At 72.2% G+C, this 11028-nt stretch carries 10 protein-coding genes and 1 pseudogene; 8 read left to right on the top strand and 3 right to left on the bottom strand.

All coding sequences use genetic code 11. The features are described 5' to 3' along the window. Window positions 1-115 precede the first annotated feature (115 nt). A complete protein-coding gene (gene bla, locus LP52_RS13825; protein ID WP_040273886.1) occupies window positions 116-1057 on the bottom strand; it encodes a class A beta-lactamase in 942 nt (313 codons plus the stop codon). A gap of 207 nt (window positions 1058-1264) precedes the next feature. Between bla and LP52_RS13820 the strand changes: the two genes are divergently transcribed. The 5 genes and pseudogenes from LP52_RS13820 (at window position 1265) to LP52_RS27765 (ending at window position 5118) form a co-directional block, all read left to right on the top strand. Further along, complete coding sequence (locus LP52_RS13820; protein ID WP_040274036.1) at window positions 1265-2152, top strand: LysR family transcriptional regulator; 888 nt, start codon at window positions 1265-1267, stop codon at window positions 2150-2152. Then, window positions 2149-3066, top strand: a complete 918-nt coding sequence (locus LP52_RS13815) for a serine hydrolase (RefSeq protein WP_238580916.1) — start codon at window positions 2149-2151, stop codon at window positions 3064-3066. The genes LP52_RS13820 and LP52_RS13815 overlap by 4 nt, the downstream gene beginning before the upstream one ends. Before the next feature lie 176 nt (window positions 3067-3242). Continuing rightward, complete coding sequence (locus LP52_RS13810) at window positions 3243-4499, top strand: Nramp family divalent metal transporter (protein ID WP_040273884.1); 1257 nt, start codon at window positions 3243-3245, stop codon at window positions 4497-4499. Window positions 4500-4558: 59 nt separating this feature from the next. Further along, window positions 4559-4852: pseudogene (locus tag LP52_RS28970) on the top strand (SAM-dependent methyltransferase); the annotation flags it as partial. Between the two features lie 41 nt (window positions 4853-4893). After that, a complete protein-coding gene (locus LP52_RS27765) occupies window positions 4894-5118 on the top strand; it encodes a hypothetical protein (protein WP_040273881.1) in 225 nt (74 codons plus the stop codon). A 28-nt stretch (window positions 5119-5146) separates the two neighbouring features. On the opposite strand, the gene LP52_RS13795 is transcribed toward LP52_RS27765, so the two are convergent. Then, complete coding sequence (locus tag LP52_RS13795) at window positions 5147-5842, bottom strand: formylglycine-generating enzyme family protein (RefSeq protein WP_394298203.1); 696 nt, start codon at window positions 5840-5842, stop codon at window positions 5147-5149. 236 nt (window positions 5843-6078) lie between these two features. Continuing rightward, window positions 6079-7107 carry a LacI family DNA-binding transcriptional regulator gene (locus LP52_RS13790; RefSeq protein ID WP_040273879.1) on the bottom strand — a complete coding sequence of 343 codons (1029 nt, stop codon included), beginning with the start codon at window positions 7105-7107 and terminating at the stop codon, window positions 6079-6081. A 265-nt stretch (window positions 7108-7372) separates the two neighbouring features. On the opposite strand from LP52_RS13790, the gene LP52_RS13785 reads away from it, so the two are divergent. The 3 genes from LP52_RS13785 to LP52_RS13775 all read left to right on the top strand — a co-directional run bounded on the left by LP52_RS13785 (window position 7373) and on the right by LP52_RS13775 (window position 11009). Next, the gene (locus LP52_RS13785) at window positions 7373-8425 is read left to right on the top strand and encodes a class I mannose-6-phosphate isomerase (protein ID WP_052809821.1); all 1053 of its coding nucleotides are present in this window, start codon (window positions 7373-7375) and stop codon (window positions 8423-8425) included. A 116-nt stretch (window positions 8426-8541) separates the two neighbouring features. Continuing rightward, on the top strand, window positions 8542-9501 hold the full coding sequence (locus LP52_RS13780; protein ID WP_040273877.1) for an ABC transporter substrate-binding protein: 960 nt from the start codon (window positions 8542-8544) through the stop codon (window positions 9499-9501). Continuing rightward, complete coding sequence (locus tag LP52_RS13775) at window positions 9498-11009, top strand: sugar ABC transporter ATP-binding protein (protein ID WP_202966111.1); 1512 nt, start codon at window positions 9498-9500, stop codon at window positions 11007-11009. The genes LP52_RS13780 and LP52_RS13775 overlap by 4 nt, the downstream gene beginning before the upstream one ends. The last annotated feature ends 19 nt before the right edge of the window (window positions 11010-11028 follow it).

Raw genomic sequence — 11028 nt, 5'->3', positions numbered from 1 at the left:
ATGATCACAGCCGGGGTTTCCCGCGTCGTTCGCGCTCCGAGGAATCGCACGGCCGCCGGTACGCGATCGCCCGGGCGGGCGGGGCGGTCGTCCGCCGCCCGGGCGATCGCGGCCGTCAGCCCAGGACGTCCGCCACGACCTCGGCCGACTCGGCCAGGAGGGCGTCTTCGCGTTCGGCGTCGGAGGTGTCGCGCTTGGTCAGCACGGCTACGACGATCGGGTCGTCCTGCGGGGGCCACAGGACGGCGATGTCGTTGCGGGTGCCGTAGGCGCCGCTCCCGGTCTTGTCGCCGACCGTCCAGTCGCCGGGGACACCCGCGCGGATCACGTCGTCCCCGGTGGTGTTGCGGCGCATCATGTCCACGAGGATCTCGCGCTTCTCCTCGGGCAGGACGTCGCCCAGGGTGTAGGCGCGCAGGCTCGTGGCCAGTGCCTGCGGCGTGCTGGTGTCGCGCAGGTCTCCGGGCTCCCAGTCGTTGAGGCCCGGCTCGATCCGGTCGACGCTGGTGGTCTCGTCACCGATCTCCCGCAGCGCCTCCTGCAGGCCGGCGGGCCCGCCCAGCTCCTCGAAGAGCAGGTTGGCCGCCGTGTTGTCGCTGTAGCGCACCGCGGCGTCGATCACCTCGCGCAGCTCCATTCCCTCCTCGACGTGCTTCTCGGTGATCGGGGCGTAGTCGAGCAGGTCGTCCTCGGTGTAGGTGATGTGCTTGTCGAGTTCGTCCATCGGGGTCTGCTCGAGCACCGCGCCCGCGGAGAACGCCTTGTGCGTGGAGGCGTAGGCGAAGCGCTCGTCGGCGTTGTAGGCGACGGCCTCGCCGGAACCGGTGTCCAGCGCGTAGACCCCCAGCGTGGCGTCGTACTCCTTCTCCAGGTGCTTGAAGTCGGGCACGTACTCGCCCCGCGCAGGACCGGACGCGGCGGCGGGCGCCGTGCCGGACGCGGCGGCGGGCGTCGCGGTGGGGGCCGCGGCCGAGTCGCCCGCGCAGCCGGAGAGCGGGATCAGTGCGAGCACGGCGGCCGCGGTCAGCCCTGCGCCCCTGCGGAATCGGATGGTCATGGACGAAGCCTTCCTGTCATGGGAGCCGCCGCCGCGTCCGTGTCCGGTACCGGGCGGACCGCCAGGAGACGGGCGGCCTCGGCACCGCCCGGCACGCGAGCGGGAGGCCGCCGCACGGCGGCCACGAGCCAGAGTCTGGCCGCACCGCCCGATGCTGTCGAAGACGGAAACGGCTACTCCCATGCGATTCCGGCATAGGCTGTGCTCATGGACCTCGTGGGATCCTGCGTCGCCTTCGTGCACGTGAGCGAGCGCGGCAGCTTCACCCTCGGCGCGGCGGCCGCCCGCATACCCCAGCCGGTCGCCAGTCGCCGCATCGCTGCGCTGGAGCGGCATCTTGGCGGGCGGTTGTTCGACCGCTCGGCCCGCCGAGCCGTCCTCACGCCGTTCGGCCGCGACATGCTGCCCTCGGCCCGGCGGCTGGTCGCCCTGGCCGAGGCGATGGAGCACGACGCCGAACGGGCCAGGCTCGCGCCGCTGCGACTGGCCGTGCCGGAGGTCTGCGGCACACGTGAGCTGGCGCTGCTCGGCGCCGCCGCGCTGCGGCGGGGAATCCACCTGGACCTGCACCCCGCGCCGCCGCCGGCGCGCGACGACCTGCTGCATGCTCGGCAGGTGCGCGCCTGTGTCGCCGCCGTACCCGCTGACGAGGCCGCCTGGACGGTCCCGCTGGGACTGGCCACCAGGGCCGAGCCGCGCTCCGCTGCCATCCATCTGGAGACGCTGCGAGTGGGCCGGGGCGACGTCGAGGAGCGGCGCCGTGTGTGGATCCAACCCGAGGACGACGTGCCCCACGTCCGCGACCGCATCCGCCGGCTCGGAGAGTCGGTCGGCCTTCAGCCCGCCCAGGTCGCGGTGGCATCCGCCTTCACCGCGGCCGCCGCGCAGGTGCTGGACTCGGCCGACCTGCTGCTCTGCTCGGCCGCCCAGGCGCGTGAGCTGGGGCTGCACTGGCGACCGGCGGGCGGAGTCGACCCGGTGCGCGGTTACGCCGTCGCGGCCGCGGACGGCGAGGACGCCGAGCGCATCGAGCGCGACCTGGCCGAGGGGCTGGCCCGCTGCCTCGGCGCCGCCGATCCCGAGGAGGCGCGGTGAGCCTGTTCGCAGGAGGCGAGGCCGCCCTGATCCGCGAGATCGGCCGCGAACTCGACGAGGGCGGCCTGCACGGCTGCTTCCTGGTGCGCGACCTGGACACCGGGGAGGAGATCGGCATCGAACCCGACCTCGTCTTCCCTGTCGCGTCGCTGGTGAAGGTGCCGCTGGCGGCGGCCACGCTGGAGCGGGTGCGCCGGGGTGAACTCGACCCGGGCCGGACCCTGCGGGTGGAGCCCGGACGGATCACCACTCCCGGCCCCCTGGGGCTGACCAGGTTCCGCCACCCCGCGTGGGTGGCGTTGGAGGACCTCGTCTACCTGAGCACCTGTCTCAGTGACAGCTCCGCCGCCGACGCGCTCTTCGGGCTGACTCCCCCGGCCGGCGTCGCCCGCTGGCTGGAGTCGGCGGGACTGCGCGGCCTGGCCGTCCGCCACCCCCTGAGCGGTCTCCACGCGACCCCGGCCGAGCGCCTCGACTCCGACGAAGCCCACCTGGCCCACACGCTGGCCATCGAGGCGGGCACCCCCGGGCGCGGTCACGACCTGGCCCTGCTCGACACGACCCGCGCCAACTCCGGTTCGGCGCGCTCGCTCGTGGAGTTGCTGCAGGCGCTGTGGCGTCCCTCGGCAGTCCACGCCGAGGTGGCAGGGCGGGTGCGGGAGCTGATGGGCGCCAATGTGCTGCGCCAGCGGCTGGCTCCCGACTTCGCCTCCGACGCCGCCCGGTGGTCGTCCAAGACCGGCACCCTGCTCAACCTGCGCCACGAGTTCGGCGTCGTCGAGCACGACGACGGCCAGGCGTTCGCCGTCGCCGCCCTGACCGCCTCCCGCGTGCCCGCCGCCGCCCAGCCCGCAGCCGAGGCCCTGATGGGCCGCGCGGCCCGCCGCCTGCGCGATCATCTGCGCGGGGGATAGAGCGGTTCGACGTCCGTATCCGCATCCGCGTCGATGCGGAGCGGGCGCCCCCCGATTCCTTCCGATTCACCGAATACAGGAGCCCTGCACGGGTTGCCCCGGTTGGGGCGAATGTCGTGGAATCTCACTATGCCGCGGCATGATCACCCGGAGCGATCACCCGGAAAGGGGCACTTGTGGCGCAACAGGAGCAGCAGGAGCAGTACAAAGCCCGGTGGAGGCTCATCGGCCCGGGAATCGTCGTCGCGGCCACGGGCGTGGGCTCGGGCGACCTGGTCGCCAGCCTCGTGGCGGGGGAGCGGTTCGGCTATACGCTCCTGTGGGCGGTCGTGGTCGGCTGCATCGTGAAGATCGCGCTGGCCGAGGCGGTCGGCCGCTGGCATCTGGCCTCGGGCCAGAGCATCTTCGACGGCTGGCGCGGCATGGGCGTGTGGACGTTCGTCTTCTTCGGCCCCTACATCCTGCTGTGGGGATTCGTCTACGGGGCCACCGCCATGTCGGCGTCGGCGCTACCGCTGCAGGCGCTGTTCCCCGCCGTCCCGCTGTGGGTGTTCGCGATCCTGGCGGGGCTCTCGGGCCTGGCCTTCGTCTGGTTCAACCGGTATCCCGCCTTGGAGCGGGTGATGACCGTGCTGATCGGCATCCTGTTCGTCACCGTCGTCGGGCTGGCGATCTTCCTGCTGCCCGACCTGGGATCCCTGGCCGCGGGACTGGTGCCGACCACCCCGCCGGACTCGCTGTTCTACACCCTCGGGCTGATCGGCGGCGTCGGCGGCACGATCACCATGGCGGCCTACGGCTTCTGGGTCAACGCCAAGGGCTGGCACGACGCCGGGTGGATCCGGATGATGCGCCTGGACAACCGCGTCGCCTACATCACCACCGGCGTGTTCGTCGTCGCGATGCTGATCGTCGGCGCAGAACTGCTGAACAGCGCCCAGATCGCGCTCACCGAAGGCGACGAGGGCCTGGTCCAGCTCGCCGACGTGCTCCAGGAGCGCTTCGGCACCTTCATCTCGGTGGTGTTCCTCATCGGCTTCTTCGCCGCGGCCTACTCCTCGCTCCTGGGGGTCTGGCACGGCGTCAGCCTGATGTTCGCCGACTTCGTGGGCAAGATCCGCGGGCACACCGAGCGGCCTGTGGAGGAGCGGGAGTCCAGCTGGGCGTTCCGCGCCTTCCTGCTGTGGCTGACGTTCCCCTCGATGCTGCTGCTGTTGTTCGACCGGCCGATCACCCTGGTGATCGTCTACGGCGTGCTCGGTGCGGCGTTCATGCCCTTCCTCGCCTTCACCCTGATGTGGCTGCTGAACACGCGCCGGACGCCGGCTCCCTGGCGCAGCGGCATCGTCAGCAACATCGGACTGGCGATCGCGGGCGGGCTGTTCCTGGTGCTGTGCGCCAACGAGATCTACAGCCAACTGACAGGGGTGTGACCGCGGGCGCGGCGGCCGGGTGCCCGTGAGCCGGGGCTCCCCTCACCCGGCCGCCGCGCGTGGTCTACGTCGACTACGACCCCGCCGTTCGGGTGCACGCCGAGGCGCTGCCGGCCGAACTCCCGGAGCTGACCGGCGTCGTCCAGGCCGACATGCGCGAGCCCGAAGCGATCTACGGCCACCCCGAGTTCACCTCGCGCATCGACCCCGACCGCCCGGTCGGGCTGCTGATGCCGGCCCTGCTGCATTCCGTCACCGACGACCAGCGGCCCTACGAGCTGGTGCGCCGCCACCTGGAGCACCCGGCCCCCGGCTCCTACCTGGTCATCAGCCACGCCGAGTCCGACACCAGCCCCGACCCGACGAGTACCGCGCCTCCAGCGCCGATCTGCGGGTGCGCAATCAGGAGGAGATCAGGCGATTCTTCGACGACGTGTCACCGGTGCCGCCCGGCATCGTGCACGTGTCCGTGTCCGACCGGCTCCCCCGCGACGACCAGCCCTATTACACCTCGCAGCAGGTCTCGGGCCTGGTCGGCGTCGCCCGCTGGGACGGCCGCGGGGAACCTCTCGGGACCGTCGGGCGCCGGTCACCCCGTTGCCGCAGTCTGCTGCGGTGACGGCGGTTCCCCCGGGCCTTCGGGACGCCTATCCCGTCCGGGCGACGCGAAAGCCCAGGTCGTCGGTGCGCAATGCGGGATGGCTCTTGCGGCGGCACGAGGCGCGGCAGCCGCGGGGAAGATCGTTCCAGCCGCCGCCGCGGAAGACGCGGTAGGGACCGTAGACACGCGGGTCGTAGAGATCCCAGCACCACTCCCACACGTTGCCGATCGTGTCGTGCAGGCCCCAGGCGTTCGGCGCCCGAGTGGCCACCTCGCGCGCTCCGCCGCCGGAGTTGCCCCGGTGCCAGGCGATATCGTCCAACTCTCCGTAGCGGACACCGGGGTCGCCCGCCCGGCACGCGTACTCCCACTCCGCTTCCGTGGGCAGCCGGTAGCCCGACGCCGTCCAGTCGCAGGCGATCCCCAGGCCGTCCGGCCCCGGTTCGCCCGAATAGCAGGGCGTCGATCCCTCGGCCCGGGAGAGCAGGTTGCAGAACCGCACCGCGTCGATCCAGGACACATCGGACACCGGCGCGCGCGGCGCCCCGCCGTCCGCGGGGGCCTCGCCCGCCACGGCGGCGTACAGCTCCCGCGTGACCGGGTGCGCCGCGATGGCGAAGGCCTCCAGGGACACCGGCCGGTCCCGCTTGGCGGCCTCGTCACGCAACACGAACTCCCCGGCGGGCACCGGGATCAGCGTTTCCTCGGACGCGCGGTGCCCAGCCGTTCCGTGGTTCGTCACGCATGCCACAGTAGGGCCCGCCGCATCCGCCCGGTAGTCCCGCGCCCCGCAGGCAGATGCCCGCGCGGCCGCATCCGGCCCGCCGCTCGGCCGCCGTCACCTGACTTCCCGGAGGATGCCCCGGCCTTGTGGCCGGGGAGGAATCCGGCAGGCAACCGGCACTTCTCCCGGTTCGACGCAGGAATGTCTCTGCCTCGTGTCATCTTCGCTCCATGTCCTTCAGGAGGGGGAGGAAGTCAATCCCCGGTGAGCTCCATGCCCCGATCCACCAGGTACGTCGGGATGACGTAGTTCGACGGCTCGGCGCCGGGTGAGTTCAGCCGCTGGAAGAGCATCTCGGCCGCAAGCCGGCCCAGCGCGCGGGTGTCGTAGCCGACCACGGTCACCGGGTGGGGCAGCAGCGGCGCGAACTCGAAGTCGTCGAAGGCCGCCAGCCGCAGCCGGGCGCGGCGCCGCGCCAGTTCCTCGACCGCGCCGAGCAGGATGCGGTTGTTGCCGCAGAACAGCGCGGAGGGCGGATCGGGGGCGTCGAGCATCGCGGCTACTGCGTCGCCGGCGCTGCGCGGATTGTCGGAGTAGAGCCGGGCGGCGTGCCGGCCCCCGTCGATCCCCGCCTCCACGAGCGCCTCGCGCGCCCCGGCCAGGCGTTCGCTCATCGTGTAGTCGTTGAGCGTGTCGGTGATCATCCCGATGTCGCGGTGGCCCTCGGCGAGCAGCCGGCGGAGGAGGTCGCGGGTGCCGGTGCGGTTGTCGAGCAGGGCCGTGTCGGCCCGGCATCCGCTGGGCGGGCTGTCGATGAACACCGCGGGCGTGCCGCGGTCGAGTTCGGTGCGGAGGTAGGACTGGTCGCCCCCGGTGGGCACCACGATCAGCCCGTCGACGCGGCGCTCGAACAGGTCCAGGACCAGCTCCCGCTCGCGTGCGGGGTCCCAGCCGGAGCTGGCCGTGATGAGCTGGGTGTCGAAGCGCTCGGCCACGGTCGCGGCCGCGGCGGCGATCGTGGAGTAGAACGGGTTGGCCAGGTCGCGGATTATCAGCCCGATGGTGGCGGTCGTGCGGCCGCTGCGCAGGTTCGCGGCGACGTTGTTGCGCTGGAAGCCCAGTTCGGACATTGCCGCGCGCACACGCTCGGCCAGGTCGGTGCGCACGGTGGGCACCTCGTTGGCCACCCGCGAGACGGTTTTGAGGCTCACCCCGGCGGCTCGCGCGACGTCGACCATGGTGGGTCGGCGCCCGGGGGCCTGCCCGTCGGCCTGGTCGGTCATGGGCTCCCTCGGTCGGGTCGGCGGCGCGGCCCCGGTACGCGCCGCTGCATCGCCCGCTGCGGCGTCATCGGTGCCGTCAAGCTACTCCATCCCCAGCGGCGAGGCAACGTTGTCTTTTGCCGCCGTCCGATCCCCCGCGATCCGGGGGCACGAAGCGTTGTGAACCCACTGCAACCAGCACGAATGTCAGAACACATCTTGACATATCCACGTGGCCCGGATCACTGTACTGGGGACAACGTTGTCTTACCTGGGGGAGGAGCGCATGGGGCCACAGCGGATGCCCGTCGCGGTGATGGACCACTTCTACCGCGGCGGCGCGGCCATCGCCGCTCTGCGTGGCGGCCCCGCCCGAAGTGAGCGCTCACCCGAGGAGTGGCTCGCGTCCGCGACGCCGCGCTTCGGCGCCGCACCGGAGGGGCTCAGCCGCATGGCCGACGGCACGCTGCTGCGCGACGCCATCGCCGCCGATCCCCGCGGCTGGCTGGGGCACACGCACCTGGAGCGCTACGGGCCGCAGCCGGAGCTGCTGGCCAAGCTGCTGCACGCCGGCGAGCGCCTGCCCGTCCACCTGCACCCCGACCGCTCCTTCGCCGGGCGCCACCTCTCCTGCGGCCACGGCAAGACCGAGGCCTGGGTCGTGCTCGACGCGCACGACGACACCACCGTCCACCTCGGATTCTCCGTGCCCGTGGACCGAGAGGAACTCGCCGAGCTGGTCGAGCGCCAAGACACCGAGGGCCTGCTGTCGCGGATGCACGAGGTCCCGCTGCGGCGCGGCGACACCGTCCTGGTGCCCGCGGGCGTGCCGCATGCCCTGGGAGCCGGCGCGTTCGTGCTGGAGGTCCAGGAGCCCACCGACTTCTCCATCCTGCTCGACTGGCGGGACTACGCCCTCGACGGCCCGCGCGAAGGCCACCTGGGGCTGGGCTTCGACGTCGCTCTGGAGGCCGTGCGCCGCACCCCGCTGAGCGCCGCCGAGGTCGGGGCTCTGCGCATGCCCGCCGCGCTGTCCGCCGAGCCGGCCCGCAGCCCCCGGCCGCTGCTCGTGCCCGAGGCCGCGCCCTTCTTCCGCGCCGACCTCCTGCGGGCGCCGGAGGAGCAGGCAGTGGACGTCCCCGGCGGGTTCGGCGTGCTCGTCGTGCTCGACGGCATCGGGCACCTCGCCGCCGCCGACGGCGGGGCCCACGAACTCGCCCGCGGCGACGTGCTCGCCCTGCCGCACTCCGCCGGCCCCCTGCGACTGAGCGGCACGGCCACCGCCGTGCTCTGCCGCCCTCCCGAACACCCCGCCCCGGCCCCCGAGGGCCCGTCTTGACCCCTGACCCCGACCCGGCCGTGTCGCCGGCATCCGTCCCCTCATCCCCTGCACCCGGGAGACCCTCCCCGCGCCGGAACCCCGACTCCGGTGCACCCGACCCGCGAAGGAGCCCGATGTACCGCCTCCCCAAGCCCACGACCGTCCTCGCCGCGTTGGCCGCCGGAACGCTCCTGATGTCCGGCTGCAGCTCGGAGAGCCCTGTGGAAAGCGCCGAGAACGGCGGTGAGGTCGAGACGATCGGCCTTATGGTCCAGGATCTGAGCAACCCGTTCTTCACCGCCATGCAGGCCGGCGTCGAGAACGCCGCCGAGGACATGGGCGCCGAGGTCGTCACCGAGGACGGCCGCCAGGACCTCGGCGCGCAGAACGAGCAGATCGACGCCTTCATCCAGCAGCAGATCGACGTGCTGCTGATCAACCCCGTCGACTCCGAAGGGATCGGCCCCGCCGTGCAGCGCGCGGTCGACGCCGGGATCACCGTCGTCGCCGTCGACGTCACCGCCAAGAACGCCGAAGCCTTCATCACCTCCGACAACGTCCAGGCCGGCCGACTCGCCTGCGAGCACCTGTTCGAGTCCATCGGCGGCGAGGGCAGCATCCTCATCATCGACGGCACCCCCATCTCCTCCATCCAGGACCGCGTCACGGGCTGCGAGAAGGTCATGGAGGACTACCCCGACATCACGGTGGCCGGCCACCAGCACGGTGACAACAACCGCGAGGAGGCCCTGACCGTCGCCACCGACATGCTCACCGCCAACTCCGACGTGGACGGGATCTTCGCCGTCAACGACCCCACCGCGCTGGGCGCCGGACTCGCCGCCGAGCAGACCGGTGTCGAGGACCTGGCGATCGTGGGGGTCGACGGCTCGCCCGCCGCCGAGGAGGAACTGGCCGACTCCGGGTCGATGTTCGAGGCCACCGCGGCGCAGGACCCCAAGCAGCTCGGCGTCGAGGGCCTGAACATGGCCACCAAGCTGTACAAGGGCGAGGAGGTCGAGAACACCGAGCAGCTCGTCGACACCGAGCTGATCACCGCTGACAACCTCGACGAATACGAGGGCTGGGAGTGAGCACGCCGCCACTGCTGCGCATGAGCGGGGTCAGCAAGGCGTTCCCCGGCGTTCAGGCGCTCACCGACGTCGAATTCGAGCTGCACGCGGGCGAGATCCACGCGCTGATGGGCGAGAACGGCGCCGGCAAGTCCACCCTGATCAAAATGCTGGCCGGGGTGCACACGCCCGATGTGGGCACCGTGGAACTCGACGGGCGGCCGGTGTCCATCACCACGCCGCAGCACGCGGTCGACCTGGGTATCGCCGTCATCCACCAGGAGCTCAACCTCGCGCCCAACCTCACCGTGGCGCAGAACCTCGCGCTGGGCCGCGAGCCCCGCACGCGGGTGGGGACGCTGGACCGCAAGCGGATCCAGCGCGATGCGGTCGCCAAGCTGGACCGCGTCGGGGGCGGTATCGACCCCGACGCGGTCCTGGGCACCCTCAGCGTGGGCATGCAGCAGGTCGTCGAGATCGCGCGGGCCGTGGCCCAGAACGCCCGCGTGCTGGTCCTCGACGAGCCCACCGCGGCGCTGTCGGAGACCGAGGCCCAGCGCCTGTTCTCGCTCGTGGAGGAGATGCGCGACCAGGGCATGGGCCTGCTCTACATCAGCCACCGCATGGAGGAGGTGTACCGCCTCGCCGACCGGATCACCGTCTTCCGCGACGGCCACTGGGTGGGCACCTCCCCGCGTGCGGAGCTGGAGCCCCAGGACATCGTCACCCGTATGGTCGGGCGCGACCTCTCCGACCTGTACGCCCACGAGCCGCACACCCCGGGCGAGGCGATGCTGGAGGCCGAGGGGATCGGTGACGGCGCCGGTATCGGACCGCTCGACCTGACGCTGCGCGCCGGCGAGATCGTCGGGCTGGGCGGTCTCATCGGTGCGGGGCGCACGGAGGCGGCCCAGCTGATCTTCGGTGCCGAGCGCATCAGGACCGGGCGGCTGCGCATCGGCGGGCAGGCCGTCGATCACCGCAGCCCGATCGACGCGATCAGGAACGGCGTCGGCTACGTGCCCGAGAGCCGTAAGGAGCAGGCGCTGTTCCTGGAGATGTCCATCCGCGACAACGTCGTCACGACGGGCCTGGGACTGGACCAGGTCAGCGACTTCGGCGTGCTGCGAAGCGGCCGCATCTCCCAGCGGGTGGCCGCGCAGGTCGACGCGCTGCGGGTGCGCTGCTCGTCGGCGCTGCAGCGGGTGGCGGAGTTGTCGGGAGGCAACCAGCAGAAGGTCGTGCTGGGGCGGTGGCTGGCCATCGCACCGCGCGTGCTGCTGCTGGACGAGCCCACCCGCGGCGTCGACATCGGCGCCAAGCAGGAGATCTACCGGATCATCGACCGGCTGGCCCGCGACGGCGTCGCCGTCCTGCTCATCTCCTCCGACCTGCCGGAGCTGCTGGGCGTCAGCGACCGGGTACTGGTCATGCGCAACGGGTCGATCGCCGCCGAGCTCTCCCGCGAGGAGGCGACCGAGGAGACCGTCATGCTGCACGCCACCGGTGTCGCCGCCGGGAGCCGGTAGACCAGCTGCTGCCCGCCGG

The sequence above is a fragment of the Streptomonospora alba genome (genome assembly GCF_000826685.1).
Lineage (GTDB): Bacteria > Actinomycetota > Actinomycetes > Streptosporangiales > Streptosporangiaceae > Streptomonospora > Streptomonospora alba.
The sequence above is the reverse complement of the archived record's forward strand: the minus strand, read 5'-3'. Positions and strand labels throughout refer to the sequence as shown.

Excerpts from the sequence above, each read along its gene's own strand:
- bla (WP_040273886.1), bottom strand. The coding sequence starts at position 1,057 with ATGACCATCCGATTCCGCAGGGGCGCAGGGCTGACCGCGGCCGCCGTG.
- LP52_RS13820 (WP_040274036.1), top strand. The coding sequence starts at position 1,265 with ATGGACCTCGTGGGATCCTGCGTCGCCTTCGTGCACGTGAGCGAGCGC.
- LP52_RS13790 (WP_040273879.1), bottom strand. The coding sequence starts at position 7,107 with ATGACCGACCAGGCCGACGGGCAGGCCCCCGGGCGCCGACCCACCATG.
- LP52_RS13785 (WP_052809821.1), top strand. The coding sequence starts at position 7,373 with ATGGGGCCACAGCGGATGCCCGTCGCGGTGATGGACCACTTCTACCGC.
- LP52_RS13780 (WP_040273877.1), top strand. The coding sequence starts at position 8,542 with ATGTACCGCCTCCCCAAGCCCACGACCGTCCTCGCCGCGTTGGCCGCC.